The organism is Nocardioides sp. B129/18, from assembly GCF_055282735.1.
Window position 1 is genome coordinate 24,628 of record NZ_JBUZJI010000017.1, and the last position, 25,778, is coordinate 50,405.

27 protein-coding genes are annotated in these 25,778 nt (G+C 74.0%); 10 read left to right on the forward strand and 17 right to left on the reverse strand.

The annotated features are described in order from the left end of the window. Positions 1-52 precede the first annotated feature (52 nt). Complete coding sequence (locus ACZDWJ_RS12800; RefSeq protein WP_463521348.1) at positions 53-604, reverse strand: TetR/AcrR family transcriptional regulator; 552 nt, start codon at positions 602-604, stop codon at positions 53-55. Positions 605-731: 127 nt separating this feature from the next. Here ACZDWJ_RS12800 and ACZDWJ_RS12805 point away from each other — a divergent pair, with 127 nt between their 5' ends. Beyond that, positions 732-2,198, forward strand: a complete 1,467-nt coding sequence (locus ACZDWJ_RS12805; RefSeq protein WP_463521349.1) for an MFS transporter — start codon at positions 732-734, stop codon at positions 2,196-2,198. Between the two features lie 110 nt (positions 2,199-2,308). Continuing rightward, a complete protein-coding gene (locus tag ACZDWJ_RS12810) occupies positions 2,309-3,727 on the forward strand; it encodes a glycoside hydrolase domain-containing protein (protein WP_463521350.1) in 1,419 nt (472 codons plus the stop codon). A gap of 103 nt (positions 3,728-3,830) precedes the next feature. On the opposite strand, the gene ACZDWJ_RS12815 is transcribed toward ACZDWJ_RS12810, so the two are convergent. The 4 genes from ACZDWJ_RS12815 to ACZDWJ_RS12830 are packed head-to-tail and all read right to left on the reverse strand — an operon-like array spanning position 3,831 to position 5,497. Then, on the reverse strand, positions 3,831-4,319 hold the full coding sequence (locus ACZDWJ_RS12815; protein WP_463521351.1) for a DUF3817 domain-containing protein: 489 nt from the start codon (positions 4,317-4,319) through the stop codon (positions 3,831-3,833). Further along, complete coding sequence (gene purQ, locus ACZDWJ_RS12820) at positions 4,316-4,984, reverse strand: phosphoribosylformylglycinamidine synthase subunit PurQ (protein WP_463521352.1); 669 nt, start codon at positions 4,982-4,984, stop codon at positions 4,316-4,318. Before purQ ends, ACZDWJ_RS12815 begins: the two co-directional genes overlap by 4 nt. Next, positions 4,981-5,223: a phosphoribosylformylglycinamidine synthase subunit PurS gene (gene purS, locus ACZDWJ_RS12825; RefSeq protein ID WP_463521353.1), complete on the reverse strand. Its 243-nt coding sequence runs from the start codon at positions 5,221-5,223 to the stop codon at positions 4,981-4,983. The genes purQ and purS overlap by 4 nt, the downstream gene beginning before the upstream one ends. A 58-nt stretch (positions 5,224-5,281) precedes the next feature. Beyond that, positions 5,282-5,497 (reverse strand): hypothetical protein, encoded by a 216-nt coding sequence (locus tag ACZDWJ_RS12830; protein WP_463521354.1) that lies wholly within the window; start codon positions 5,495-5,497, stop codon positions 5,282-5,284. Between the two features lie 160 nt (positions 5,498-5,657). Between ACZDWJ_RS12830 and ACZDWJ_RS12835 the strand changes: the two genes are divergently transcribed. After that, on the forward strand, positions 5,658-6,158 hold the full coding sequence (locus ACZDWJ_RS12835; RefSeq protein ID WP_463521413.1) for a YflT domain-containing protein: 501 nt from the start codon (positions 5,658-5,660) through the stop codon (positions 6,156-6,158). An 81-nt stretch (positions 6,159-6,239) separates the two neighbouring features. On the opposite strand, the gene ACZDWJ_RS12840 is transcribed toward ACZDWJ_RS12835, so the two are convergent. From ACZDWJ_RS12840 to ACZDWJ_RS12850, 3 genes are read right to left on the reverse strand one after another with little or no spacing between them, the layout of a single operon-like run. After that, the gene (locus tag ACZDWJ_RS12840) at positions 6,240-7,826 is read right to left on the reverse strand and encodes a long-chain-fatty-acid--CoA ligase (protein ID WP_463521355.1); all 1,587 of its coding nucleotides are present in this window, start codon (positions 7,824-7,826) and stop codon (positions 6,240-6,242) included. Between the two features lie 35 nt (positions 7,827-7,861). After that, complete coding sequence (locus tag ACZDWJ_RS12845; protein WP_463521356.1) at positions 7,862-8,275, reverse strand: SRPBCC family protein; 414 nt, start codon at positions 8,273-8,275, stop codon at positions 7,862-7,864. After that, positions 8,272-9,168: a phosphoribosylaminoimidazolesuccinocarboxamide synthase gene (locus ACZDWJ_RS12850; RefSeq protein ID WP_463521357.1), complete on the reverse strand. Its 897-nt coding sequence runs from the start codon at positions 9,166-9,168 to the stop codon at positions 8,272-8,274. The genes ACZDWJ_RS12845 and ACZDWJ_RS12850 overlap by 4 nt, the downstream gene beginning before the upstream one ends. A 78-nt stretch (positions 9,169-9,246) precedes the next feature. Between ACZDWJ_RS12850 and ACZDWJ_RS12855 the strand changes: the two genes are divergently transcribed. Together ACZDWJ_RS12855 and ACZDWJ_RS12860 are read left to right on the forward strand one after the other, a co-directional pair. Continuing rightward, a complete protein-coding gene (locus ACZDWJ_RS12855; protein WP_463521358.1) occupies positions 9,247-9,825 on the forward strand; it encodes a dienelactone hydrolase family protein in 579 nt (192 codons plus the stop codon). 81 nt (positions 9,826-9,906) lie between these two features. Then, the gene (locus tag ACZDWJ_RS12860; RefSeq protein WP_463521359.1) at positions 9,907-10,872 is read left to right on the forward strand and encodes a sulfotransferase family protein; all 966 of its coding nucleotides are present in this window, start codon (positions 9,907-9,909) and stop codon (positions 10,870-10,872) included. On the opposite strand, the gene ACZDWJ_RS12865 is transcribed toward ACZDWJ_RS12860, so the two are convergent. From ACZDWJ_RS12865 to ACZDWJ_RS12880, 4 genes are read right to left on the reverse strand one after another with little or no spacing between them, the layout of a single operon-like run. Further along, entirely contained in the window at positions 10,862-11,770 is a 909-nt protein-coding gene (locus ACZDWJ_RS12865) for a glycoside hydrolase family protein (protein ID WP_463521360.1), read from the reverse strand. The genes ACZDWJ_RS12860 and ACZDWJ_RS12865 overlap by 11 nt on opposite strands. A 10-nt stretch (positions 11,771-11,780) precedes the next feature. After that, positions 11,781-12,401, reverse strand: a complete 621-nt coding sequence (locus ACZDWJ_RS12870) for an antibiotic biosynthesis monooxygenase (RefSeq protein WP_463521361.1) — start codon at positions 12,399-12,401, stop codon at positions 11,781-11,783. A gap of 41 nt (positions 12,402-12,442) precedes the next feature. After that, positions 12,443-13,120: a hypothetical protein gene (locus ACZDWJ_RS12875; protein ID WP_463521362.1), complete on the reverse strand. Its 678-nt coding sequence runs from the start codon at positions 13,118-13,120 to the stop codon at positions 12,443-12,445. Next, on the reverse strand, positions 13,117-13,671 hold the full coding sequence (locus tag ACZDWJ_RS12880) for an RNA polymerase sigma factor (protein ID WP_463521363.1): 555 nt from the start codon (positions 13,669-13,671) through the stop codon (positions 13,117-13,119). The genes ACZDWJ_RS12875 and ACZDWJ_RS12880 overlap by 4 nt, the downstream gene beginning before the upstream one ends. A gap of 120 nt (positions 13,672-13,791) precedes the next feature. Here ACZDWJ_RS12880 and ACZDWJ_RS12885 point away from each other — a divergent pair, with 120 nt between their 5' ends. The 3 genes from ACZDWJ_RS12885 (at position 13,792) to ACZDWJ_RS12895 (ending at position 16,687) form a co-directional block, all read left to right on the forward strand. Continuing rightward, the gene (locus ACZDWJ_RS12885; RefSeq protein ID WP_463521364.1) at positions 13,792-15,243 is read left to right on the forward strand and encodes an MFS transporter; all 1,452 of its coding nucleotides are present in this window, start codon (positions 13,792-13,794) and stop codon (positions 15,241-15,243) included. Positions 15,244-15,485: 242 nt separating this feature from the next. Next, positions 15,486-15,869: a hypothetical protein gene (locus ACZDWJ_RS12890; protein ID WP_463521365.1), complete on the forward strand. Its 384-nt coding sequence runs from the start codon at positions 15,486-15,488 to the stop codon at positions 15,867-15,869. Positions 15,870-15,916: 47 nt separating this feature from the next. Beyond that, positions 15,917-16,687 carry a class I SAM-dependent DNA methyltransferase gene (locus ACZDWJ_RS12895; protein ID WP_463521366.1) on the forward strand — a complete coding sequence of 257 codons (771 nt, stop codon included), beginning with the start codon at positions 15,917-15,919 and terminating at the stop codon, positions 16,685-16,687. A gap of 7 nt (positions 16,688-16,694) precedes the next feature. Here the strand turns inward: ACZDWJ_RS12895 and purB are convergent, their stop codons facing one another. Genes purB through ACZDWJ_RS12910 form a run of 3 tightly spaced genes read right to left on the reverse strand, consistent with a single transcriptional unit; the run spans position 16,695 to position 20,770 of the window. Beyond that, positions 16,695-18,113 (reverse strand): adenylosuccinate lyase, encoded by a 1,419-nt coding sequence (gene purB, locus ACZDWJ_RS12900; RefSeq protein ID WP_463521367.1) that lies wholly within the window; start codon positions 18,111-18,113, stop codon positions 16,695-16,697. Positions 18,114-18,165: 52 nt separating this feature from the next. Beyond that, positions 18,166-19,425, reverse strand: a complete 1,260-nt coding sequence (gene purD, locus ACZDWJ_RS12905) for a phosphoribosylamine--glycine ligase (RefSeq protein WP_463521368.1) — start codon at positions 19,423-19,425, stop codon at positions 18,166-18,168. Positions 19,426-19,471: 46 nt separating this feature from the next. Continuing rightward, complete coding sequence (locus ACZDWJ_RS12910; RefSeq protein WP_463521369.1) at positions 19,472-20,770, reverse strand: adenylosuccinate synthase; 1,299 nt, start codon at positions 20,768-20,770, stop codon at positions 19,472-19,474. Positions 20,771-20,956: 186 nt separating this feature from the next. On the opposite strand from ACZDWJ_RS12910, the gene ACZDWJ_RS12915 reads away from it, so the two are divergent. Continuing rightward, a complete protein-coding gene (locus ACZDWJ_RS12915) occupies positions 20,957-21,877 on the forward strand; it encodes a diacylglycerol/lipid kinase family protein (protein ID WP_463521370.1) in 921 nt (306 codons plus the stop codon). Between the two features lie 3 nt (positions 21,878-21,880). Here ACZDWJ_RS12915 and ACZDWJ_RS12920 read toward each other — a convergent pair whose 3' ends face one another. Beyond that, complete coding sequence (locus tag ACZDWJ_RS12920; RefSeq protein ID WP_463521371.1) at positions 21,881-22,873, reverse strand: helix-turn-helix transcriptional regulator; 993 nt, start codon at positions 22,871-22,873, stop codon at positions 21,881-21,883. Between the two features lie 57 nt (positions 22,874-22,930). Here ACZDWJ_RS12920 and lysS point away from each other — a divergent pair, with 57 nt between their 5' ends. Beyond that, a complete protein-coding gene (lysS, locus tag ACZDWJ_RS12925) occupies positions 22,931-24,739 on the forward strand; it encodes a lysine--tRNA ligase (RefSeq protein WP_463521372.1) in 1,809 nt (602 codons plus the stop codon). Between the two features lie 12 nt (positions 24,740-24,751). On the opposite strand, the gene ACZDWJ_RS12930 is transcribed toward lysS, so the two are convergent. Beyond that, positions 24,752-25,756, reverse strand: coding sequence for a YeiH family protein (locus ACZDWJ_RS12930; RefSeq protein ID WP_463521373.1), 1,005 nt, complete (start codon positions 25,754-25,756; stop codon positions 24,752-24,754). Positions 25,757-25,778: the final 22 nt, after the last annotated feature.

Here is a 25,778-nt window from a genome sequence, read left to right on the forward strand (position 1 = left end):
GGGGCGGCACCCGGGCGCCGACCGCGGACGCCGGCGCGCGCTCGCGCCGGGATCAGGCGCGCAGCAGGCCGTCGGCGACGACCTCGAGCAGCGGCGCGACGGTGGCGGCGTCGAGGTCGCCGTTGTCGGCGACGGTGGCCACGCCGCCGACGAGCCGCGCGGCGTGGACGGTGTCGACGTCCTCGCGCAGCGCGCCCTCGGCGCGCAGCCGCTCCATGACCTGCTCGAAGGCGCCGGTGAGCACCTCGCACTTGGTGCGGATCGGGGAGTCGGGGTCGCCGATGGCGGAGGTGATCTTGGCCGGGCCGCCCTTGTGGAGGCTGATCAGGCCGACGTAGGCGTCGAACCAGCGCAGCAGCAGCTCGCGGGGCGGGCCCTCGAAGGCGAGGGTCTTCTCGGTGGTCTCGTCGACGCGCTCGACCCAGCTCTGCATGATCGCGTCGAGCAGGGCGTCGCGGTTCGGGAAGTGCCGGTAGAGCGTGCCCGCGCCGACGCCGGCGCGCTTGGCGATCTCGTCGAGGGAGGCGTCGTAGCCCTGCTCGCGGAACACCTCGCGGGCGGTGTCGATGATCCGCGTCCGGTTGCGCTGTGCGTCGGCACGCATGAGGGGTCCCTCCAGGGCACTTGCTAAACGGAGACTGTCTCCGTATCGTTCTTCTCGATGCGGAGAACTTCTCCGCTTCACCCTCAGTCTACGTCGGCCCACCCGGCCAGAACAGGACACCCCTCGCATGTCTGCTCACACCCGCGACCTCCCGGTCGACCTGCCCGAGGGCGCCACCCGCGCCGCCGCGGGCATCGCGGTCGTGCTCGTCGCCCAGCTCATGCTGGTGCTCGACGCCACCGTCGTGAACGTCGCGCTGCCCCACATCGGCACCGACCTCGGCTTCGGCCCCGCGTCCCTCTCCTGGGTCCTCAACGCCTACACCCTCGCCTTCGGCGGCCTGCTGCTCCTCGGCGGGCGCCTCGGCGACGTCCTCGGCCGCCGCCGGCTCTTCACCCTCGGCCTCGCGGTCTTCACCCTGTCCTCCCTGCTCGGCGGGCTCGCGCAGTCGCCCGACCAGCTGATCGCCGCCCGCGCCGCCCAGGGCGTCGGCGCCGCCCTCGCGGCCCCGAGCGTCCTGGCCCTGCTCACCACCAGCGCCCCCGACGACGCCGCCCGGGCGCGCGCCTTCGCCCTCTTCGCCGCGGTCTCCTCCGGCGGAGCCTCGCTCGGGCTGCTGCTCGGCGGCGTCGTCACCGACCTCGGCTCGTGGCGCTGGACGATGTTCATCAACGTGCCCATCGGCCTCGCCGTGCTCGCCCTCGTCGGCGTCGTCGTCAGCGAGACCCCCCGCCGCCCGGGCCGCTTCGACGTCGTCGGCGCCACCAGCGCCACCCTCGGCGCCGTGGCCCTCGTCTGGTCGCTCATCGGCGCCCCCGAGCACGGCTGGGGCTCGGCCCGCACCCTCGGCGGCCTCGCGGTCGGCGCGGTGCTGCTGCTCGTGCTGGCCCGCACCGAGACCCGCATCGCCCACCCGATCATCCAGCCGGCGCTGCTGCGCGACCCGCGGCGCGTCGCCGCCCTGGCGATGATGGCGATGCTCATGGCCGGCCAGCTGGCGGTGTTCTTCCTCGTCGTGCAGTTCGACGAGGGCGTGCTCGGGCTCGGCCCGGTCGAGACCGGCCTGGCGTTCCTGCCGCTGAGCCTCTCGATCTTCACCGTCAGCCGGATCACCCCGCGCCTGGTGGCGCGCTTCGGCGCGGCGCCGCTGATGCTGCTGGGCAGCCTCTCGGTGACCACGAGCTACGTGCTGCTCAGTCGCCTCGACGTCGGCTCCACCTATGCGGCGGCCGTGCTGCTGCCGATGGTGCTCAACGGCCTCGGCGCGGGCCTGATGTTCATGCCGATCACCACCACGGTGCTGATCGGCGTGGAGCCCGAGCACGCCGGCGCCGCCTCCGGCCTGCTGCAGACCATGCAGCAGCTCGGCGGTGCCATCGGCGTCGCGGCGATCGTGTCGGTGTACGCCGCCGGCGCCCGACCCGGCGAGATCGTGCCCGGTCTGTCCGGCGCGTTCCTGGTGGCCGCGAGCCTCGGCGGGCTCGCCGTGCTGGCCGCCCTGGCCCTGGTGCTGCGCGAGCGCCGCGCCCGCGTCGGCGCGCTCGCTCCGGAGCCGATCGCCGCGGAGGCCGAGCTGGCGGTCGAGGCGGCCTGAGGGCCCGCTGACCTGCACGAACCCCGCCCCGACACCGGACGCCGGAACTACAGCCTTGTAGTTCCGGCGTCTGGCTGTGACGGGTGTGACTCGTGTGATCAGATGCCCGCATGCGTGCTCGGAACACCCTCGTCCGCCGGCTCTCCGGCCTGCTCGTCGTCGGCCTCCTCGGGGTCGGCGCGCTGAGCGTCGCCGGCGTCGACGGCGTCGTCGGGACCTCGGACGCCACCGCCCTGGCCGCCGCCCGCACCAACCCGGTGACGCCCGGCAGCCTCACCGGCTACGGCTTCGACCAGTGCCTCACCCCGAGCCAGAAGGCCATGGACGCCTGGTGGGCCTCCTCGCCGTTCACCGCCGTCGGCGTCTACGTCTCGGGCAACTCCCGCGCCTGCCGCAGCCAGCCGAACCTGACGCCGGCCTGGGTCTCCACCCAGCTGGCCCGCGGCTGGCGCATCCTCGCCATCACCCTCGGCCCGCAGGCCTCCTGCGCGTCGCGGTTCCCGCGCTACTCCGACGACCCGACGATCATCGCGACGAAGGGCACCGGCTCGCCTTACGCGAAGGCTCGCGCCCAGGGCATCGCGGAGGCGTCCAAGGCGGTCAAGGCGGCGCAGGCGCTGGGCATCGTCCCCGGCAGCACCCTCTGGTACGACCTCGAGGCCTTCGACACCACCCAGACCGCCTGCCGCGAGTCGGCCCTGCGCTTCCTCGGCGGCTGGACCGACCGGCTCCACGCCCTCGACTACGTCTCGGGCTTCTACTCCTCGGCCGGCTCGGGCATCAAGATGCTCGACGACGTCCGCGCGAACCGCCCCGGCCTCATCACCCTGCCCGACCAGCTCTGGGTGGCCCGCTGGGACGGCGCGGCCAACAGCAGCGTCGAGCGCACCTACCTGCGCAGCGACGGCTGGACGCCGCGCAAGCGCGTCAAGCAGTACCAGGGCGGCCACGACGAGACCTGGGGCGGCGTGCGGATCAACATCGACCGCAACTGGCTCGACCTCGGCCGCGGCGCCCGCGCCGCCGCCGAGCGTGCGCACTGCGGCGGCACCCGCATCGACTTCGACGACTACCCGACCCTGACGCCGCCCACCACCGCCTCCGACGGCACCACGACCGCGCCGTCCCCGACCCGCATGCGCGCCGCGCAGTGCCTGCTCAGCGAGGCCGGGCTCTACAAGGCCAGCCTCAACGGCCGCTGGTCGGCGACGTTCACCAAGGCGCTCAACGCCTGGCAGCGCTCGGTCGGCCACCGCTCGCAGGCGGTGCTGACCCGCGAGGACCAGATGGCGCTGCTCTCCCGCGGCACCCAGCGGCTGCTCAAGGTCGGCAGCGGCAGCGCGGCCGTGCGACGCGTGCAGCGGGCGCTCAACGCGTCGAGCTCGACGATCAGCCTGCCGATCACCGGCGTCCTCGACCAGACCACCGAGACGGCGCTCAAGGCCTACCAGAAGCGGATCGGCGCCAAGCAGAGCGGCATCGTCACCCCGGCGATGTGGCGGGTCCTGCAGAAGGGCCAGCGCGGCTGAGCCGACCGGACCACCCTCCAGGGGAGCAGCAGACGGGCGGCGTCCATGCGGACGCCGCCCGTTCTGTGTGCTGCGGTCTGCCTGCCGCGGTGCGGTGCGGAGGCTACTTCTGGAACGGCGGACCGACGACGAGCGCGACGGCGGTGAGCACCGCCACCGCGACGACGCCGACGACGACGCCGCGCACCGGGTGCCGCAGCAGCCACGCGGCGAGCCGCTCGGGGGCCGAGGCGGGCGCCTCGGCGAGCAGCCGCCACGACGCGGCCAGGTGGCCCAGGCGCTCGGAGCGGCGGTCGAACCAGATCGTGACGAACGGCGGGATCGAGGACGCCAGGCCGAGCACGAGCCGGCCCGCGGGCCAGCGCTGGTCGATGGCCACGAGCACCGTGGAGAGGCAGAAGCCGATGAACACGACGCCGTGCACCATGCCGAAGACGCGCACGCCCAGGTCGGTGACGCCGGAGTACTTCAGCACCATGCCGGTGAGCAGCAGCGCCCAGGTGATGGCCTCGGCGGTGGCGATGCGACGGAACCACACCAGCGGGCCGGGCAGCGTCCGCGCGGCCGAGGTGGTCTCGGTGCCGGCGGTCACGACAGCACCGACTCCGCGAGACCGGCGAAGAACGCCAGGCCGTCGGTGCCCGAGCCGGTGAGCTCCTCGACGGAGTGCTCGGGGTGCGGCATCAGGCCGACGACGTTGCCGCGGGCGTTGCGGATGCCGGCGATGTCGCGCATCGAGCCGTTCGGGTTGACCTCGAGGTAGCGCGCCACGACCTGGCCCTCGCCCTCGAGGCGGTCCAGCGTCTCGGCGTCGGCGACGAAGCCGCCCTCGCCGTTCTTCAGGACGATCGTGATCTCCTGGCCCTGCTCGTAGCCGCGGGTCCAGGGGGTGTCGGTGCTCTCGATGCGCAGCCGCTGGTCGCGGCACACGAAGTGCCGGTGGTCGTTGCGGATGAGCGCGCCGGGCAGCAGGTGGGACTCGCAGAGGATCTGGAAGCCGTTGCAGATGCCGAGCACCGGCATGCCGCGCTCGGCGGCGGCGATGACCTCGGTCATGACCGGGCTGAACCGCGAGATCGCACCGCAGCGCAGGTAGTCGCCGTAGGAGAAGCCGCCGGGGAGCACCACGGCGTCGACGCCGCGCAGGTCGTGGTCGCCGTGCCACAGCGCCACGGCCTCGTGCCCGCCGAGGCGGACGGCCCGACGGGCGTCGACGTCGTCGAGCGAGCCCGGGAAGGTGACGACGCCGACCTTCACTGCTCGACCCGCACGCGGTAGCTCTCGATGACCGGGTTCGAGAGCAGGGTCTCGGCCATCTTCTCGACCTCGGCGAGCACGGCGTCGTCGACGTGGGCGACCTCCAGCTCGAACCGCTTGCCCTGACGGACCTCGGTGACGCCGGAGAACCCGAGCCGCGGCAGGGCGCCGAGGACGGCCTTCCCCTGCGGGTCGAGGATCTCGGGCTTGGGCATGACGTCGACGACGACTCGGGGCACGGAGGGCTCCTGGGTGATGGATCGGTGGCCGGATCCGATTCTAGGGCCCGGCACGGGGTCAGGCGTCCGGGGTGTCCGGGCCGTCGTCGGCGTCGAGCACGCCGGCCGCGGCCGACGTGGACGAGGCGGGCTGGTCGTCGCCGCGCGCGGAGTCGTCCTGGGTGACGAGCATCGCGGCCATGACGCTCGCCGAGGCGCACAGCCCGGCGGTCACCATGACGGTGCGTCGACGACGCGGGCGGGGGGCGGTCGCGTCAGGGGGTGGGCTCTCCATCTCTCCACGGTGCCCGACCGACGGGCCGTTTCCCAGGGTCGAAGGTCGGGTCGCAGGTGAAATCAGGGAGCCCTCAGGCATCTCACAGCGAGTTGGCCCGGCCGCTCTCAGCCTGCGGGGCGTCGATCCACCGGGCACCGGGCACACTGGGGTCATGAGCATGTCGAGCCCCGGACGCGCCACCACCTCCCCGCTCCGGCTGGAGTTCCCGCAGTCGCTGGCCGTCTACGACGACTACGCCGCGGCCCAGCGAGCGGTCGACTTCCTCTCCGACCAGCGCTTCCCCGTCCAGCACTGCATGATCGTCGGCACCGACCTCAAGCGCGTCGAGCGCATCACCGGCCGCCTCACCACCGGCCGCGTCGCGATGAGCGGCGTGGCGTCGGGCCTGTGGTTCGGCCTGCTGCTCGGCGTGCTGTTCTCCGCCTTCACCGACGGCGGCGCCTTCGCCACGATCATCTCCGCGATGATCCTCGGCGCCCTGTTCGGCACGATCTTCGCCCTGGTCGGCTACGCGATGACCCGCGGCCAGCGCGACTTCTCCTCGGTCACCCAGGTCGTCGCGACCCGCTACGAGGTGCTCGTCGAGCACAAGGTCGCCGCCCAGGCGCGCCAGACCCTGAGCCAGCTGCCCGGCGCGATGCCGAACCCGTTCGCCTGAGCGGCGCTCCCCTCCACGCACAGCACGACGGCCCCGCACCCTCCTCGGGTGCGGGGCCGTCGTGCTGTGAAGGCCTGAGCGTCAGGACAGCTCGCGCTTGAGGATCTTGCCGGTGGCCGTCATCGGCAGGCTCGGCACGATCTCGACCAGGCGCGGGTACTTGTAGGCCGCCATCTGCTCCTTGCCCCAGGCGACGATCTCCTCGGGCGTGGCCTCGGCGCCGCTCTCGAGGATCACGTAGGCCTTGATCTCCTCGCCGTGGCTCTCGTGCGGGACGCCGATGACGGCGGCCAGCGAGACGGCGGGGTGGGTGAGCAGGACCTCCTCGATCTCGCGCGGGTACACGTTGAACCCGCCGCGGATGATCATGTCCTTGGACCGGTCGACGATGTAGTAGTAGCCGTCGGCGTCGCGGCGGCCGAGGTCGCCGGAGCGGAACCAGCCGTCAGGGCTGATGACCTCGGCGGTGGCCTCGGGCCGGCCGTAGTAGCCCTTCATGATGTTGTGGCCCTTGATCGCGATCTCGCCGACCGCGTCCTCGGTCCACTCCACCGGCTCCCAGGAGTCGGCCTGCAGGAGCTCCATCTCGACGCCGGGGATCGGGCGGCCGATCGAGCCGACGCGCACCGGCTCGCCGAAGGGCGAGAACGACGCGACCGGCGAGGTCTCCGAGAGGCCGTAGCCCTCGAGGATCGTGACGCCGAAGCGCTTCTCGAAGCTCTTGTGCACCTCGACGGGGAGCGCCGAGCCGCCGGCCGCGGCGACGCGCAGGTTCGCCTTGATCGTGGCGACGTCGACGTTGGAGTCGCCGGCCGCCTCGGCCTCGCTGAGCGCGTTGAGCAGGCCCCAGTACATCGTCGGCACTCCGGCGAAGAACGTGACCGACTCCTTGAGCATCAGCTGCAGCGCCGGGCCGGCCTCGAAGCGGGGCAGCATGACGACGGTGCCGCCGAAGGCGAAGCCGGTGTTCTGCACGACCGTCTGGCCGAAGGAGTGGAACAGCGGCAGCACGCACAGGAACGTGTCGGGCTGCTCGGCGTTCGCGCCGAAGGTGTCGGCGCTGACCAGGGCGTTGTCGCGCATGTTGCGGTGGCGCAGCTCGGCGCCCTTGGGCTGGCCGGTGGTGCCGGAGGTGTAGAGGATGACCGCGGTGTCGTCCTCGTCGGTGGCGACCGAGGTGAAGGTCGGCGCCTGGCCGGCGAGCGCTGCGCCCAGCGTCTGCGCACCCTCGATGGGCGAGGGGGCGGCGGGGTCGGCGGTGATGAGCAGGAAGTGCTCGCAGCCCTCGACCTCGTTGAAGCCGGCCCAGCCCTCGGCGCCGATGGCGAGCTCGGGGGTGCCCTGGAAGCAGACGTAGGCCTTCGCGTCGGAGTCCTTCAGGTGGTAGGCCACCTCGCGTCCCTTGAGCAGCACGTTCAGCGGGACGACGGTGGCGCCGGCCTTGAGGATGCCGTAGTAGACGACCGTGAACCACGGGATGTTCACACAGGTGAGCGCGACCTTGTCGCCGTGCTCGATGCCGCGCTCGACCAGGGCGTTCGCGACCTGGCTCGACAGCGCGTCGACCTGGGCGTAGGAGAGACGGGTCTCTCCGAAGACGATGGCGGTGCGCTCGGGATGGGTGCGGGCGCTGTCCTCCAGCAGGCTGGAGAGGTTGAACGCGGTCACGTGGCCTCCGTCACTCTAGGGGTGGTGGCGCCAACCTACCCGGCGGTCACGAGACGGGCTGCACGTCTCAGGTCGCTGCGCACGGTGGCCGGCGCGATGCGGTTCAGGAGGAACCCGCCGGGCCCGCGGATGACGAACCGCGGCGTCACCAGGCAGGCGCCCGGGCCGTCGGGGACGAAGTCGAGCGTCAGCTCCGCGGAGTAGGGGCCCATCGTGCCGATCTCGGTCCAGCTGCCCGGTCCGCCGTCGACGGGAGCGTCGAGCGCGGTGGTCTCCATGCGCGGACGCAGGCCGGGGACGGTGACGTCGATCCAGGTCTGGCCGACGCCGACCGGCCCGGTGACGTCGTCGACGCGGCGCAGGCTCGACTGCCAGCGCGGCCGGTTGTGGGGGTCGGCGAGGTAGGCGCAGGCGACGTCGGTGGGCACCTCGAAGCGGACGCCGCTCACCACTGCTCCCCCGTCAGCAGCTCGTAGGCCTCGACGTAGCGGCTGCGGGTGCGCTCGACGACCTCCGGAGGGAGCGGCGGCGGGGCTTCGCCGGTGGAGCGGTCCCAGCCGGACTCCGGCGAGAGCGCCCAGTTGCGCACGATCTGCTTGTCGTAGGACGGCTGCGGCTGGCCGGGGCGCCAGTCGTCGGCGGGCCAGAAGCGCGAGGAGTCGGGGGTGAGCACCTCGTCGCCCACCACGATCGTGCCGTCGGCGCGCGCCCCGAACTCCAGCTTGGTGTCGGCCAGGATGATGCCGCGCTCGCGGGCCAGCGCCTCGGCGCGGCCGTAGACGGCGAGGGTGAGGTCGCGCAGCGCGGCGGCGGTCCCGGCGCCGACGGTGGCCTCGACAGCGGCGTAGTCGACGTTCTCGTCGTGATCGCCGAGGTCGGCCTTCGTGGCCGGGGTGAAGATCGGCTCGGGGAGCGCGCTGCCGTCGACGAGGCCCGCCGGGAGGGGGATGCCGCACACCTCTCCCGTGTCGCGATAGTCGAGCAGGCCCGAGCCGGTGAGGTAGCCGCGCGCCACGCACTCCACCGGGAACATCGCCAGCCGCTCGCACACCACGGCGCGGCCGCGCACGGACTCGGGCACGTCGGTGGAGAGCACGTGGTGGGGCACGAGGTCGGCGAGCTGCTCGAACCACCACAGCGACATGCGGGTGAGGATCTCGCCCTTGTCGGGGATGGTCGTGTCGAGCACGAAGTCGAAGATCGAGATGCGGTCGCTGGCCACCATCAGCAGCTGGCCGGCGTGCTCGCCCTCGGTGATCTCGTAGAGGTCGCGCACCTTCCCCGAGTGGAGGTGGGCGGTGCCGGGGATCGCCGGCGCGGGCGGGAGGACGATGTCGGCCACGGCCCCAGCCTAGGCGGACGGTGCGCGCTGTCGGCGGCGTGGACTAGCGTCCGAGACCCGCCTCTCGGAAGGACCGCCATGGCCACCGTTCTGCTCCACCACCACGTCCAGGGCCTCACCCCCGGCGTACTCGCCCTCGCCGACGCGCTGCGCGCCGCCGGCCACGAGGTGCACACGCCCGATCTCTTCGAGGGCCGCACCTTCGCCACGATCGAGGAGGGCTTCGCCTACGCCCGCGAGACCGGCTTCGACGTCGTCCGCGCCCGGGGCCTGGCCGCGGTCGACGCGCTGCCGGCCGACGTCGTCCACGCCGGCATCTCCTTCGGCGTCACCATCGCCCAGCGGCTCGCGCAGACCCGGCCGGGCGCCCGCGGCGCCCTGCTGCTCTGCTCGTGCCTGCCCGTCGGGGAGGTCGAGGGCTCGGCCGGCGCCTGGCCCGCCGACGTCCCGGTGCAGGTGCACGGCAAGGAGCGCGACGAGTTCTTCGACGAGGACCTCCCCGCCGCCCGCGAGCTCGCGGCGTCCTCCCCCGCCGCCGAGCTGTTCGTCTACCCGGGCGAGGAGCACCTCTTCCTCGACTCCTCGCTGCCCGACCACGACCCCGCGGCCACGGCGCTGCTGCTCGAGCGGGTGGTGGCGTTCCTCGCACCGCTGTGATCCCGGGGACGGCACGCCCGCAGGCCGATAGGGTAGTGAGTCGCTCGACTTCGAGCAGATGACGCCGACCCGAGGAGCCCCGTGCGCGAGCCCCGCCCCGACTTCCTCATCATCGGCGCGCCCAAGGCCGGCACCACCGCGCTGCACGCGGCGCTGGCCCAGCACCCGCAGGTCTTCGTCACCGACCCCAAGGAGCCGAAGTTCTGGCTCTGCGACGACGCCCCGCCGCCGCACTGGACCGGCCCGGGCGACGCCCACTCCCAGCAGGAGTGGATCTGGCGCCGCGACGACTACGCCGCGCTCTTCGCCTCCGCGCCCGAGCACGCCGTCCGTGGCGAGAGCACGCCCTTCTACCTGTGGAGCCGCTCGGCGCGGCGTCGGATCGCCGAGGCGCTGCCCGACGTCCGGCTGATCGCGGTCGTGCGCGACCCCATCGACCGCGCGTACTCCAACTGGATGCACCTGTGGTGCGACGGCCTCGAGCCCGACCCCTCCTTCCTGTCGGCCTACGCACGCGAGGCCGAGCGGATCGCCGCCGGCCACGCCCCGTTCTGGCGCTACCGCGAGCTCGGTCGCTACGGCGAGCAGCTCGCCGATCTGCTCACCCTCGTCGACCGCGAGCGGGTGCTGGTGCTGCGCTACCGCGAGCTGGTCGACGACCCCGCCGGAGCCGTCGATCGCGCCTGCCGGTTCCTCGGGGTCGCCGAGGGCGTGGTGCGGGAGATCCCGCGCGACAACGCCCGGCACTACGTGGCGCCGGGGCTGCGCACCCGCCTGGTCGGGCCGGCGGTGCGCGCGGGGGCGTGGGCCGGCCAGTTCGCGCCGCCCGAGGTGTGGCGGGCCGTGAGCCCGCACCTGATCACGCACCTCGGCGGGCGCCGCGAGGCGCATCGTCCGCTGCTCACGCCCGAGGAGCGCGGCGCGCTGGTCCCCGGCATCGCCGAGGACGTCGCCCTGCTGGCCGAGACGCTCGGCGAGGACTTCTCCGACTGGACCTCCACGGCCAGCCGCGGCTCCTTCGACCAGCGGCGCGCCCTCAGGGGGTGACCGGCCCCGGCAGCAGCTGGGTGAGGAGATCGTGGGCGCCGTCGGGCCGCGCGGCCTCGAGGTAGACCCGGGTGCCGCCGTCGGGCAGCGGCACCGCCGAGGCGTAGCGCCAGGCGCCGTCGGAGTGCGGGGAGCGCAGCGGCGCGGCGTCGTCGGCCACCAGGCGCTCGCCGTCGAAGCGGGCGACGCCGGTGGTCTCGAACCAGTTCGACGCGGCGTCGGGGCGGCCGTCGTAGAGCACCACGAGCGGGTCCTGCGAGACGACGGTGGTGACGCGCGCGCCCCGCTCGTCCCAGGCGCCTGGGCGGCCGGCGAGCACCGTGCCGTGGTCGTCCCAGAGCAGGCCGTCGGCGGAGGTCAGCAGCCGGGTGGTCATGCGGTCCTCGTGGCCGGGCTCGGTGAGCGGGTGGCAGCACAGCCACATCCGCCAGCCCTCGGCCGTGCGCTCGACGACGGGGTCCTTGACGGCGACCGCCTCGTCGCCGGGCAGCACCACGCGACGCTCGCCGTCGGGCAGGCCCTCGGGGGTGGCGGCGGTGAGGCTGTCGACCCACCAGTGCTTCGAGCCGGGGGTCGCGCAGGAGAGGTAGAGCCGCCAGCCGACGCCGTCGACCGGCACCAGCACGGGGCGCTCGAAGGACTCGCAGCCGAAGGCGTCGCGGTGCACCGTGGCGACCTCGGTGAACCGCACGCCGTCCTCGGAGCGCGCCACCACGACGCTGACGCCGCGGCCCTCGGTGAGCGGGCGACGCACCCGGTAGGTCAGCCAGAAGACGCCGTCGACGAGCACCGCGCTCGCCGCGCCCGCCCAGTTGCCGGGACCGGCCGCGGGCGCGGGCACCACGACGTCGGTCGGCAGCCCGGGCTGCGGGACGGGAAGGCTGACGACGGTGGTCATGGCCGCGAGTTTAGTCGTGCGAGGCGCTCGACATTGGCGCGTCCGCAGGAGCCGTCCGCCGCCAGGGCGCCGGGCGTCCCTGCAGCCACCACTCCATGCGACGCGTGATCCAGGGCAGGGCTGCGTACGTCATGATCGGCGTCATCACCAGCACGGTGCAGAGCACCCGCACGGGCAGCGGCAGGCCGACGACGCTGGAGTGGCTGAAGACCCAGTTGGCCACCACGCTGAGCGGGTAGAACACCAGGAAGATCACCGACGCCTGCTTCCAGCGCGGCGGCGGACTGGCCAGGCGCAGGTCGCGGACGTCGCGGGTGGTGGGGTCGTCGAACCAGTCCTCGATGCCGGTGCGGCGCTCGACGCGCGACTCCACCAGGCCGAGCCCCGAGGCGGAGTCGCGCCACCACTGCCGCTCATGGGATCCCTCCCAGGCGGCCAGCGACTCGGCGTCGGCGAAGCGGTAGAGCATGTGCCAGGTCTCCGAGTCGGCCTCCGGACGCACCCAACCCGAGCCGAGGAAGCCGGGGAACCGGTGGGCCAGCGCGGTGCCGGCCTCCAGCCACGCCACCATCTCGGCCTCGCGGCCGGGATCGAGGTGGCGGGTGATCGAGACGGTGACCGGGGTGCCCATGCGGAGAAGGCTGGCACGCCCGCCCGGCGCCGGGCCAACCCTCAGCGGACCTCGCGCACCCGGCGAGCCAGGGCGAGCACCTCGGCGGTGGTGGCGTCGTCGCCCTCGACCTGCCACCAGCGTCCGTCGACCGGCGGTGCGACGAGCACGGTGCGGCCGTCGATCTCGAAGCGCAGGCCGGTGCGACCCAGGACGGTGACCGACGCCGGAGGAGCGTCGGCGCGCTCGCGCAGACGCTGGAGCGCGGCGTCGTAGGCGTCCGCCGGGCGACGCCGCATGACGACGTCGTGGTCGGTGCCGGCGCTCCGCAGGCGCACCGTGGCAGCGCCATCGGCCACCACGTCGGTGCGCGGCCCGTCGAGGGCGAGCTCGGGGATCGTCAGCCGCGTGTAGACCACCGTCCAGTCGGTCGCGGAGACGAGGTCGCCGCGGATGCTGGTGACCGGGCGGGGCTCGGCCGCGGCGGACCCGGAGGCGGCGACGCCCGTGGTGGCCTGGTCGGGCCCACGGTCGGACGCGCGGTCGGCGTCGGAGCCCGGGAGCGTGACGACCAGCCCGACGACCGCCGCGGCGGCGGCCACCGCAGCGGCCGACGCCACCGCCATCGGGACGCGGCGGCCGGCGGGCGCGGGCGTGCGCAGGATCTCGGCGAGCAGGGCGGCGCGGGCCTCGTGCAGGGGCAGGTCGGCGACGGCGTCGTCGGTGAGCAGTGGGTTCATCGGGTCTCCCGGGTGAGGACGTGGACGGTGGGGTGGGCGGTGGGGCGGGGCTCCTCGCCGAGCAGCTCGCGCAGTCGTGCGCGGGCGCGGGAGAGCCGGGGCCGGACGACGGCGCCGGCGAGGCCGAGGACCTCGCAGATCTCCTGCGCGGTCAGCCCCTCCCACAGGTGCAGGGCGAGCACCTCCTGGTCGCGGGCGCTGAGGCGCTGCATGGCGTCGACGACGGTCTGCTCGTGGACGACGCGGTCGGCGATGTCGGGCCAGGCCGCGGCGAGATCGCGACGCAGCCGCTCGCCCAGCGCCGTGCGACGGCGCTCGCCGCGGTGCTGGTTGGCCAGCACCCGGCGCGCGACGCCGTAGAGCCACGGACGGGCTGCGGGGCCGTCGGGCACGTGGTCGAGGCGTCGCCAGGCGATGAGGAGCGTCTCGGCCGTGGCGTCGGCGGCGTCCTCCGGCCGCTGGGTGCGGCGGATCGCGAAGCCGAGGACGGCGTCGAAGTGGCCCACGTAGAGGCGCTCGTAGCGCTGCTCGCGGGTCTCGGTGGTGGTCACACCCGGGAAGTGTCCGGCCACGCCGACATCGTTGCAGCCCGATCCGGATCGGGCGCGGATCGGTTCCGGACAACCCCTCCGGATGCGTGGACGCGCGCGTCGCGAGGCAGAGTGGTGGACGTGAGCGAGCACGTCGAGACCCCGGCCCCTGCCCCCGCTCCGGCACCCGACGCGCCGCATCCCCGGCGCTGGCGGATCCTCGGCGTCTCGCTGGTCATCGGCTTCATGGCGCTGCTCGACGTCTCGATCGTCAACGTCGCGATCCCCTCGATGCAGCGGGGCCTCGACACCACCACCGGCACCATCCAGTGGGTCGTCTCCGGCTATGCGCTGGCGTTCGGGCTGGTGCTCGTCGCCGGCGGCAGGCTGGGCGACGCCTACGGTCGGCGCCGGCTGATGCTGGTGGGCCTCTCGCTGTTCGTCCTCACCAGCGCCGCCGTCGGCCTGGCGCCCACCGCCGAGCTCGTCGTCGTCGCCCGGCTGCTGCAGGGTGCGAGCGCCGGCCTGCTGACGCCGCAGAACTCCGGCCTCATCCAACAGCTGTTCACCGGCCGCGAGCGCGCGACCGCCTTCGGCCTGTTCGGCTTCACCGTGTCGGCCGCCTCGGCCACCGGGCCGGTGATCGGCGGGCTGATCCTCGCGCTCGCCGGGGAGGGCTCCGGCTGGCGGTACCTGTTCCTGGTCAACGTGCCGATCGGCATCGTGGCGCTCGTGGCCGTCGTCGTCATGGTGCCGGCCCGGCCCCGCGCCGCCGACGGCTCGCGTCCCGACGCCCGCATCGACGTCGTCGGGGCTGCTCTGCTCGGCGTCACCGTCCTGTGCCTGCTGTACCCCGTGGTGCGCCTGGAGGCCGGCGTCCACGGGCCGCTGGTGCTGCTGATCGGCGTGCCGATCGCCGCCTGGGGCTTCGTCGCCTGGGAGCGGCGCACCGCCCGCCGCGGGCACCCGCCGCTGCTCGACCTCGAGCTGCTCGGGCGGCTGCCCGGCTACCTCAACGGCCTCGCGGTCGGGGCCCTCTTCTTCACCGGCTTCACCGGACTGCTGCTCGTGCTCTCGCTCTACCTGCAGAACGAGCTCGGACGCACGCCGCTGCAGGCCGCGCTGCTGATCGTGCCGTTCGCCGTCGGCTCCTCGGCCGGCTCCCCGCTCGCCGCCCGCTTCGTCTCCGATCGCGGCCGCGTCATCACGGTCATCGCGCTCACCGTGATGATCCTGGGCATCCTCGCCACTGCGTTCCTCGCCATCGGCCGCGACCCGCTCTGGCCCTGGCTCGCGCCGCTGCTGCTGATCGCGGGCCTCGGCTCCGGCGCGGTCGTCTCCCCCAACTTCACCCTCACCCTCGCCGAGGTGCCGCCGCGCATGGGCGGCGCCGCGGGCGGTGCGGTGCAGACCGGCCAGCGCATCGGCGCCTCCATCGGCGCCGCGGTGCTCGTCACCGCCTACGAGGGCGTCCTCGGCTCGCACTCCGCCGACGCCGCCATCCGCGTCGCCCTGCTCGTCGGCGCGGGGCTGCTGCTGCTCGCCTGGGCGATGGCGGTGCGATCGTGGCGGCTGGACCTGCGGCGGGCGTGATCCTCCTGCGGGTCGCTGGGGGGCCCTCTCCGGCGGCGGCCTCCGGGTCGTCCTCGCCCTGAGAGGCGCAGCCACGAGAGCGGTCGTCTGGACCGCCGCGTCGGTGGGCCGCCGCCGGTGGTCGAGACCCCAGCACCCTGACACCTCGCTCAACCACCACCAGCACCCCAGCCCGCGGCCGTCTCGGCCGTGGGCTGGACGTGCGCCTTGACTCCTCGAGGATCGCCGGAGAGCGTGGGGCCATGCGTCGCGAACCGCACGAGAACGTGGCGACCGTCCTGGTCGACCCGTCGGTGCTGCGCGACCTCGAGGTGCACCTCGGCTCCCTCGATCTGTGGGTATGGCCGGTGGCCACCGCGCCGGTGCACGTCGACGGGCCGCGTGCCGCGTTCCAGATCCGCCGCCGGATGCTGGCCGCCAAGCGCGGCGCCTGGGACGACGCCGCCCACTTCGTGCCGGTGTGGATCGCCTTCGGCGAGACCTGGCAGCGCGGCTCGGAGCCGCTGCCCTGGGCCGCGCACCGCGAGCTGTGGGACGCCCTGGAGACCTACGGCGACCGGCTGCGCTACCGCCTCGGCCTCGGCGGCATCCCGCGCCTCAGCGTCCCGCGCGAGGCCAGCGCGTAGCGACAAGCGGTCGACGGGGTGGCTTGGCGCAGGGCAGGCTCGGGAGCGTGACCAGCAGCGATCTCTGGGACGCCGACACCGCGCAGCGCTACGACGACGACCACGCCCCGATGTTCGAGCCGGACGTGCTCGACCCGACGATCGACCGTCTCGAGGCGCTCGCCGAGGGCGGCGAGGTCGTCGAGCTGGCGATCGGCACCGGCCGCATCGCACTCCCGCTGGCAGCGCGTGGCCTGACGGTGCGCGGCATCGAGCTGTCGGCCCCGATGGTGGAGCGGCTGCGCGAGAAGCCCGGCGGGGAGGCGCTGGAGGTGACGATCGGCGACATGGCCTCGGCCACGGTCGGCGAGCCCGGCACGGCGTCGCTGGTGGTGCTGGTCTTCAACACCCTCGGCAACCTCCGACGTCAGGACGAGCAGGTGGCGGCCTTCGCGAACGCCGCCCGCCACCTGCGTCCGGGCGGGCGGTTCGTCGTCGAGATGTGGATCCCGTCGCTGCAGCGGCTCTCCGGCGGCCTGGTGGTCGAGAGCCACGGCCCCGGACATCAGGTGGTCGACGAGATCGACGTCGTCACGCAGTCGGTGATCTCCCACCACTACCGCACCGACCCCGACTCGGACGGCACGGGCACGGCCGACGGCACCGCCCGCTACGGCACCGGCCGCTTCCGCTACGTGTGGCCGGCCGAGATGGACCTGATGGCCCGCCTGGCCGGGATGACCCTGGAGTCGCGCCACGCCGACTGGCACGGCACGCCGGTGACGGCGTCGTCCACCAGCACCGTCTCGGTGTGGCGGCTCGACGCAGCGGCCGGCTGAGACCGGACTAGAGGATGTCGCCGGGGCTGTAGGACGCCGCCTCGGGGTGCCGCGACACCAGCTCGGCGACCCGGCGGCAGACCTCCTGGGTCTGGGCGACGGCGGCACCGGTGAAGGCGATCGGCTCGGCGACCAGCGCGTCGATCTGGGCGCGGGTCAGGCCGAGACGCTCGTCGGCGGCGAGTCGCTCGAAGAGGTCGTTGACGGCCAGGCCCTGGCGCATCTCGAGTGCGACGCCGACCGCGTGCTCCTTGATGGCCTCGTGGGCCGACTCGCGTCCGACGCCGTTGCGCACCGCGCTCATCAGCACCTTGGTGGTGGCCAGGAACGGCAGGTAGCGGTCGAGCTCGCGCTGGATGACGGCCGGGAACGCGCCGAACTCGTCGAGCACGGTGAGGAAGGTCTGGAAGAGGCCGTCGGCGGCGAAGAAGGCGTCGGGCAGCGCGACGCGGCGCACGACCGAGCAGGAGACGTCGCCCTCGTTCCACTGGTCGCCGGCGAGCTCGCCGACCATCGAGAGGTAGCCGCGGACGACGACGGCCAGGCCGTTGACGCGCTCGCAGGAGCGGGTGTTCATCTTGTGCGGCATCGCCGAGGAGCCGACCTGGCCCTCCTTGAAGCCCTCGGTGACCAGCTCGATGCCGGCCATGAGGCGCACCGTGGTGGCGAGGTTCGACGGGCCGGCGACGAGCTGCACGAGCGCGGAGAGCACGTCGAAGTCCAGCGAGCGGGGGTAGACCTGGCCGACGCTCGTGAGCACCCGGACGAACCCGAGGTGGGCGGCGACGCGCTGCTCGAGGTCGGCGAGACGGGCCTCGTCGCCGTCGAGGAGGTCGAGCATGTCCTGGGCGGTGCCCATGGGGCCCTTGATGCCGCGCAGCGGGTAGCGGGCCAGCAGCTCCTCGACGCGCTCGAGGGCGATGAGCATCTCGTCGGCGATCGTGGCGAACCGCTTGCCCAGCGTGGTGGCCTGCGCGGCGACGTTGTGCGAGCGGCCGGCCATGACGGTGGTCTCGTGCTCGGCGGCCAGGCGGGCGAGGCGGGCGAGGGTGGCGACGCCGCGGTCGCGCAGCAGGGCCAGCGACTGGCGCACCTGCAGCTGCTCGACGTTCTCGGTGAGGTCGCGCGAGGTCATGCCCTTGTGGATGTGCTCGTGCCCGGCGAGCGCGCAGAACTCCTCGATGCGGGCCTTCACGTCGTGGCGGGTGACCCGCTCGCGCGCGGCGATCGAGGCGAGGTCGACCTGATCGACGACGGCCTCGTAGGCCTCGACGACGCCGTCGGGCACCTCGATGCCGAGGTCGCGCTGGGCCTTGAGCACCGCGATCCACAGCTGCCGCTCGAGGCGGATCTTGTGCTCGGGGCTCCAGATCTCGGCGAGATCGGCGCCGGCGTAGCGGGTGGCCAGGACGTTGGGGACGCTCACGGGGTACCTCGGTTCGGGATGTCGCGTGGGTATCGGGATCGGAGGCTGCGGCTCAGCGCAGCGAGGCGCCCTCGACGACGCCGAGCGGCTCGGCGGCGATGTCGGAGCGGCGCTGCTGGCCGGCGAAGGCGATGTGATCGGCGGCGGCGTACGCCCGGGCGCGGGCCTCGGCGACGTCGGCGCCCACGGCGCGGACCGCGAGCACCCGGCCGCCGGCGGTGACGAGCTCGCCGTCGACGAGCGCGGTGCCGGCGTGGATGACGTCGGCGGTGGCGGCCGCGGCCTCGACGCCGGTGATGACGTCGCCCTTCGACGACGACTCGGGGTAGCCCGCGGAGGCGAGCACGACCGAGACGGCGGCGGCGTCGGCGAACCGGGGCGCCTCGACCTCGTGGAGGCGGCCCTGGGCAGCGGCGTGCAGCAGCGCGCCCAGCGGCGACTCCAGGACGGCCAGCACCGGCTGGACGTCGGGGTCGCCGAAGCGGACGTTGAACTCGATGACCCGGGGCCCGGAGGCCGTCAGCGCGAGGCCGACGTAGAGGCAGCCGACGAACGGCACGCCGCGGCGCGCCATCTCGGCCAGCGTGGGCTCGACGACCTGCGCCATCACCGTGGCGGTGAGGTCGGGATCGGTCCAGGTGAGCGGCGTGTAGGAGCCCATGCCGCCGGTGTTGGGGCCGCGGCCGCCGTCGAGGATGCGCTTGAAGTCCTGGGCCGGCTGCAGCGGACGCCCGCGCTCGCCGTCGCAGACGACGAACAGCGAGACCTCGGGACCGTCGAGGAACTCCTCGACCACCACCCGCGCGCAGGACGCGGCGTGCGCCAGCGCCTCGTCGCGGTCGTTGGTGACCACGACGCCCTTGCCCGCGGCCAGGGCGTCGTCCTTGACGACGTGCGGGGCGCCGAAGGCGTCGAACGCGGCGGCGACCTCCTCGGGCGTGGTGCAGATCCGCGCGCCGGCGGTGGGCACGCCGGCGGCGGCCATGACGTCCTTGGCGAACGCCTTCGAGCCCTCGAGCCGCGCCGCCTCGCCCGACGGGCCGAACACCGCGACGCCCGCAGCGCGCACGGCGTCGGCGACGCCGGCCACCAGCGGGGCCTCGGGGCCCACGACGACGAGGTCGACGCCGAGGTCGGCGGCGAGCGCGGCCACGGCGGCGCCATCCATCGGGTCGACGTCGTGCAGCGTGGCGAGCGCGCCGATGCCGGGGTTGCCCGGCGCCGCGTGGAGCTCGGTGACGCCGGGGTCGCGGGAGAGCGCCAGCGCCAGGGCGTGCTCGCGCCCGCCGGTGCCGAGGACGAGGATCTTCACGCGGGGCTCCTGCGGTTCAGGCGGATCGGGAACAGGCGGGTCGGGATCAGATGAGCGGGTGGCGGACCACGGTGGCGGCGCGCGAGGGGCCGACGCCGATCGCGGAGATCCGCGCGCCGGAGAGCTGCTCGACGGCCAGCACGTAGTCCTGCGCGTTCTTCGGGAGGTCCTCGAAGGTGCGCGCCTCGGAGATGTCCTCCCACCAGCCGGGGAGGTACTCGAAGATCGGGGTGGCGTGGTGGAAGTCGGACTGGTTGACCGGCATCTCGTCGTGGCGCACGCCGCCGACGTCGTAGGCCACGCAGACCGGCACCTGCTCCAGGCCGGTGAGGACGTCGAGCTTGGTGAGCACGAAGTCGGTGACGCCGTTGACCCGCGCGGCGTAGCGGGCGATGACGGCGTCGTACCAGCCGCAGCGACGCGGCCGGCCCGTGGTGGTGCCGTACTCGGCGCCGACCTTGCGCAGGTGCTCGCCGGCGTCGTCGAAGAGCTCCGTGGGGAACGGGCCCTCGCCGACGCGGGTGGTGTAGGCCTTGACGATGCCGATGACCTGGTCCAGGCGCGTCGGCGGGATGCCCGAGCCGGTGCAGGCGCCGCCCGCGGTGGCCGAGGACGACGTCACGAACGGGTAGGTGCCGTGGTCGACGTCGAGGAGGGTCGCCTGGCCGGCCTCGAGGAGGACGGTCTCCTGGCGGTCCAGCGCCTGGTTCAGCAGCAGGCCGGTGTCGGCCACCATCGGACGCAGGCGGTCGGCGTACTGCAGCAGCTCGGCGACGGTGTCGTCGACCGAGGGCGCGCGCCGGTTGTAGATCTTGGCCAGCACCTGGCCCTTGAGCTCGAGGGCGCCCTCGACCTTCTGACGCAGGATCGACTCGTCGAAGATGTCCTGCACGCGGATGCCGATGCGGTTCATCTTGTCGGCGTAGGTGGGGCCGATGCCCCGGCCGGTCGTGCCGAGACGACGCGAGCCGAGGAACCGCTCGGTGATCTTGTCGAGGGTGCGGTTGTAGTCGGCGATGACGTGGGCGCTGGCGCTCACGACGAGCTTGGAGGTGTCGACGCCGCGCGCCTCGAGGCCCTCGATCTCCTCGAACAGCACCCGGAGGTCGACGACGACGCCGTTGCCGATGACCGGCGTGCAGCCGGGGGTGAGGATGCCGCTGGGCAGCAGGTGCAGCGCGTACTTCTCCTGGCTGCCGTCGGGCTGCCCGATGACCACGGTGTGGCCCGCGTTGTTGCCGCCGTTGAACTTCACCACGTAGTCGACGCTGGAGCCGAGCAGGTCGGTGGCCTTGCCCTTCCCCTCGTCGCCCCACTGGGCTCCGATGATGGCGATGGCAGGCATGGATCACTCCTCGTTCGACAGCGGTCGGCCCCTGCCGGGGATGGCGGACGCACGGGGCCGGAGAACGCAGGAGACCCCGGGCGCAAGCGCGTCGGGGCCTCTTGCGGCCCGAGGATACCAAGGTCGCGGCCCGGGCCCCCTGAGCGGACGAGGGACGGACCGGCACGGGCTCGGTAGTCTCCGCCCGTGGAGCCCCTCCTCGTCATCAAGAACGCCGACGCCGGCAGCGGCGACGACGTCGTGCTCGACCGCGCCCTCGCGGTCCTGCGCGAGGGGACCTCGGTGGAGGTGGCCGCCACCAGCGACGCCGGCGAGCTCAACGGCGTCCTGCACCGGGCAGGCTCGCGGCGCATCGTCGTGGCCGGCGGCGACGGCAGCCTGCACGCCGTGGTGGCCGCGCTGCACCGGCGCCACGAGCTCGCCGACCGCGTCCTGGGCCTGCTGCCGCTGGGCACCGGCAACGACTTCGCCCGCGGGCAGGGCCTGCCGCTGGACCCCGAGGGCGCGGCGCGCGTCGTGCTCGACGGCGAGGTGCGCCCCGTCGACCTCATCGTCGACGAGGTCGGCGAGGTCGTCGTCAACCAGGTGCACGCCGGGGCCGGGGCGCAGGCCAGCCGGCGCGGCGCCCGCTGGAAGGACCGCCTCGGCCAGGTGCGGCTGGGGCCGGTGAGCCTGAAGAGGCTCGGCTACCCGATCGGCGCGCTGATGACCGCCCTCGACGAGCCGCAGGTGCGGCTGCGGGTGGAGGTCGACGGCGTCGTCGTCGCCGACCTCGACCGGCCGGTGCTGATGGTGTCGGTGGCCAACGCCCCGAACGTCGGCGGCGGCACGGCGCTCACGCCGGGCGCCGACCCCGAGGACGGCCGCCTCGACGTCCTCGTCTCCTTCGCCACCGGCCCCGCCGCCCGCGTCGGCTACGTCGCCGGGCTGGTGCTGGGCCGCCACCCCGAGCGTGACGACGTGTGGACCGGCCGCGCCCGCGCGGTCAGCGTCTCCGGCGAGCAGTTCTGGTGCAGCGCCGACGGCGAGATCTACGGCCCCGAGCGGCACCGCTCCTGGCGGGTCGAGCCGGGCGCCTACTCGATGCTGCTGCCGCCGGCCCCGTAGCGGTCAGAGCCAGCCGCGCCGGACCGCCTCGACGCCGGCCTGGAACCGCGACTCCGCGCCGAGGTCGGCCATGACGTCGGCGACGCGGCGGCGCACCGTGCGCAGGCTGATGCCCAGCAGGCGCGCGATCTGCTCGTCCTGGGCGCCGGCGGCCAGCTGCTGGAGGATGAAGACCCGCAGGTCGTGGCGCTCGCCGCTCTCCGAGGGGCCCGGCAGCGGGGTGGCGCGCTCCCACAGCGCCTCGAACCACAGCGTCATGGCCTGCACCAGGCCGCGCTGGCGGATCAGCGAGCGGGGCTCGGCCTCGAAGCCGAGCGGCTCGGGCAGCACGACGTGGCTGGTGCCGACGACGATCATCCGCGTCGGCAGCGAGGGCAGCAGGCGGACCTCCTCGCCGACCGCGACCCGGTGCTCGATCGTGGCCGGGGCCTCGGTGATCGCCCGCACCGGGTAGAGCGCCCGCGAGCGGCGTCCCGTCGCGACGATCTCGGAGACGATCTGGGCCATCGCGTCCTCGTGCGGCAGCCGGAACTGGTCGGGCCGCAGCCACAGGACGTCGCCGCTGGCCTCCAGCAGCAGACGACGCAGCAGCGCGACGGTGTCGCCGCCGCTGCTGATCTCGCCGTCGAGGGGCACGAGGTCGCCGGCGTCCTGGTTGGCCGGACGCACCGGCGCGGTGCTCAGGAACGGGATGGCGCGGACGACGTCCTCGAGGCGCCGATGGGCCGACGCGGCGCTGCCGGCGGCGTCGCGCAGCACCACCGACACCGCCTCGGCCGGGGGCAGCACCCGCACGACGTCGTCGTCGTCGATGGAGGCCAGGCCGCCGTCGACGAGGGCCGCGAGGTCGCGGCGCAGCTCCTCGGGCGTGCGCAGAAGCACCGTGGCGATGGCGTCGACCGGACGCCCGGAGAGGTGGCGGACCTGCTCGTAGAGGCGCGCGACCGCGCGGGGGAACCCCAGGGCCGAGATCACGGAGTGTGCCTGTGCGGGCATGCCCGCAGGGTAGCGGTGCGTTCGTGACGGCGGAGCCGCTCGGCTAGCGTTCTCGGCATGTCCGACGGATCCGCCGACCGCCCCGCTCCCCCCGACCAGCCGCAGCCGGGGGTCGAGCGGAAGCCGAAGCAGAGGTCGAGGCAGGAGCCGAGCGACTGGGTCACCCGCGCCGCCGACGACGCCATCCGCCACGCCGGCGAGCTCGCGCCCGGCCAGGTGATCACCTGCGCGTCCGGCGCCAGCCCGTCCGGGCCGGTGCACCTGGGCAACCTGCGGGAGTTCCTCACCGTGCACTTCGTCGCCGAGGAGATCCGCCGCCGCGGGCTGCCCGTCCGCCACCTCCACAGCTGGGACGACTACGACCGGTTCCGCAAGGTGCCTGCCGGCGTCGACCCGTCCTGGAGCGAGCACATCGGGCGCCCGCTCTCCGCCGTCCCCGACCCGTGGGACTGCCACGAGTCCTGGGCCGAGCACTTCAAGGAGCCGCTCCAGCGCTCGCTCGCGGAGATGGGCGTGGAGATGGAGGAGGTCTCCCAGACCGAGATGTACCGCGCGGGCGCCTACCGCGAGCAGATCCTGCTGGCCGTCGAGCGGCGCGCCGAGATCGAGGCGGTGCTCTCCCGCTACCGCACCAAGAAGACCGCGCCCGAGGCCGCGCCCGCCGACCTCGGCGCCACCGAGCAGGAGTCGACCGCCGAGGACGACGAGCCCGAGGAGTCCGAGGCGCCCGAGGAGCCCGGGGGCTCCGGGGCGTCGGCCGGCGACCTCGCCCGGTTCCCCTTCAAGCCCTACTGCCGCCAGTGCGGCCGCGACACCACCCGCGCCGTCTCCTACGACGACGCCACCACCGACCTCGCCTACGCCTGCTCTGCGTGCGGCTTCGAGGGCGTCACGAACCTGCGCACCCAGGACGAGGGCAAGCTGGTGTGGAAGGTCGACTGGCCGATGCGCTGGGCCTTCGAGGGCGTCGACTTCGAGCCCGGCGGCGTCGACCACGCCAGCCCCGGCTCCTCCTACACCGTGGGCAAGGACCTCGTGCGGCTCTACGGCGGTCGCGCGCCGTCGTTCGTCGGCTACTCCTTCGTCGGCGCGGGCGGCCAGGTGAAGATGTCGTCCTCGCGCGGCGGCGTCCCCACCGCGGCCGACGCCCTGCAGATCCTCGAGGCGCCGGTGCTGCGCTGGCTCTACGTGCGGCGCGCGCCCAAGCAGGCCTTCACCGTCGACTTCGGCCCCGAGGTCGTGCGGCTCTACGACGAGTGGGACTCCCTGGGCCGCAAGGCCGCCGACCCCGCGCGCCGTGACGCCCAGGTGCTCGCCTGGGAGCGGGCCTCGGCCACCGCGGCCGCCGGCACCCTGCCGACGCCGAAGGTCGTCGTCCCGTTCCGCCTGCTGTCGTCGGTCGCCGACGTCACCGCCGGCTCCGCCGAGCTCATCGGCCGCATCGTCGCCGACGTCGGGCACCCGCACGACGACGTCGCCGACCTCGAGCCGCGCCTGGGTCGGGCGATGACCTGGATGAGCGAGTACGTCCCCGAGGACGAGCGCACCACCGTCCGCGCCGAGCCCGACGCCGCGCGCCTGGCCGCGCTCGACGAGGACGAGGAGCTGTGGCTGCGCAACCTGCTCGACCGGCTCCCCGACCGGCTCGACCTCGACGAGGTCACCACGCTGATCTACGGAGTCCCGAAGCTCGGCCGCGGTCTGGGCCTCGACGACGCCCCCACCGAGGAGGTGAAGGCCGACCAGAAGCGGTTCTTCACGCTCCTCTACCACCTGCTCGTCGACGCCGAGCGTGGCCCGCGCCTGCCCACGCTGTTCGTCGCCCTCGGCGCCGACACCGTGCGGCGTCTGCTCACGCCGGCCTGAGGCGGGCGCCCCTCAGGCCAGCACCACGGCCGGGAGCGCCAGCAGGGTCACCCAGCCCGTCGCGAGCGCGGCCAGCAGCATCGGACGGCGACCCGCGCGGCGCAGGGCCTCGCGGTCGAGCCCGGTGCCCAGGGCGAACATGCCGGCGGCGAGGGCGAGCGCCTGGACCGTGCCGGAGGCGTGCAGGACGCCGGCGGGGACGTCCAGCAGGGTCCGCGTCAGGGCGAGCGCGAGGAAGACGGCGACGAAGCCGGGCAGCAGCGGCGGCCGGCGGGCGGCATCGTCGTCGGCGACGGAGGACCGATCGAGCCGCTGCCGAGCGGTCAGGACCGCGAGCACCGGGGCCAGCAGCACCACACGCGCGAGCTTGACCGCGAGCGCGACGGGCACCGCCGCGCTGCCGAGCAGCCCACCGGCGACGACCACCTGACCGACCTCCTGGACCGACGCGCCCGCCCAGGCGCCGGCGGCGACCTCGTCGAGCCCGGCGAGGCGCGCGAGGAGCGGAAGCACCACCATCGACACGCTGCCGAGCAGCACCACGAGGGCCACGGCGGTGCCGGTGTCGCGCGCCCGATCGGCTCGCTCACCCCGCACGCCGTCGACCGCGCCGACGGCCGCGGCACCGCAGATCGAGAACCCGCACGCGACCAGGAGGGCGAGGTCGTCCGGCACCCGCAGGACCCGGGCGAGCGCGAGCGTCCCCGCGATCCCGCCTCCGACCACGAGCAGGACGACGAGCAGCATCGGCCAGCCGAGGGCCAGCACGTCGCCCAGCATGAGCTGCAGGCCGAGCAGCGCCACACCGACCCGCAGCACCCGCCGCGAGGCGAGCGTGAGCCCCGGCCGCAGTCGAGCCCCCGGAGGAGTCGGCCCCAGCGCCATCGCCAGGCCGAGCACCACGGCGACGAGCGTGGCCCCCAGCCCCGGCACCAGCGCTTGGACGAGCAGCGCCACAGCGCCTCCGCCCAGGGCGAGGCCGAGACCGGGAAGGGAACGAGGCAGCACGTCGGACATGCCTCCAGGGTCTGCCGAGCGC

Bases quoted from the DNA above. Each gene is read 5' to 3' on its own strand.
- ACZDWJ_RS12800 (WP_463521348.1), bottom strand. From the start codon at position 604: ATGCGTGCCGACGCACAGCGCAACCGGACGCGGATCATCGACACCGCC.
- ACZDWJ_RS12805 (WP_463521349.1), top strand. From the start codon at position 732: ATGTCTGCTCACACCCGCGACCTCCCGGTCGACCTGCCCGAGGGCGCC.
- ACZDWJ_RS12810 (WP_463521350.1), top strand. From the start codon at position 2,309: ATGCGTGCTCGGAACACCCTCGTCCGCCGGCTCTCCGGCCTGCTCGTC.
- ACZDWJ_RS12830 (WP_463521354.1), bottom strand. From the start codon at position 5,497: ATGGAGAGCCCACCCCCTGACGCGACCGCCCCCCGCCCGCGTCGTCGA.
- ACZDWJ_RS12835 (WP_463521413.1), top strand. From the start codon at position 5,658: ATGTCGAGCCCCGGACGCGCCACCACCTCCCCGCTCCGGCTGGAGTTC.
- ACZDWJ_RS12855 (WP_463521358.1), top strand. From the start codon at position 9,247: ATGGCCACCGTTCTGCTCCACCACCACGTCCAGGGCCTCACCCCCGGC.
- ACZDWJ_RS12865 (WP_463521360.1), bottom strand. From the start codon at position 11,770: ATGACCACCGTCGTCAGCCTTCCCGTCCCGCAGCCCGGGCTGCCGACC.
- ACZDWJ_RS12870 (WP_463521361.1), bottom strand. From the start codon at position 12,401: ATGGGCACCCCGGTCACCGTCTCGATCACCCGCCACCTCGATCCCGGC.
- ACZDWJ_RS12875 (WP_463521362.1), bottom strand. From the start codon at position 13,120: ATGAACCCACTGCTCACCGACGACGCCGTCGCCGACCTGCCCCTGCAC.
- ACZDWJ_RS12890 (WP_463521365.1), top strand. From the start codon at position 15,486: ATGCGTCGCGAACCGCACGAGAACGTGGCGACCGTCCTGGTCGACCCG.
- ACZDWJ_RS12910 (WP_463521369.1), bottom strand. From the start codon at position 20,770: ATGCCTGCCATCGCCATCATCGGAGCCCAGTGGGGCGACGAGGGGAAG.
- ACZDWJ_RS12920 (WP_463521371.1), bottom strand. From the start codon at position 22,873: ATGCCCGCACAGGCACACTCCGTGATCTCGGCCCTGGGGTTCCCCCGC.
- lysS (WP_463521372.1), top strand. From the start codon at position 22,931: ATGTCCGACGGATCCGCCGACCGCCCCGCTCCCCCCGACCAGCCGCAG.
- ACZDWJ_RS12930 (WP_463521373.1), bottom strand. From the start codon at position 25,756: ATGTCCGACGTGCTGCCTCGTTCCCTTCCCGGTCTCGGCCTCGCCCTG.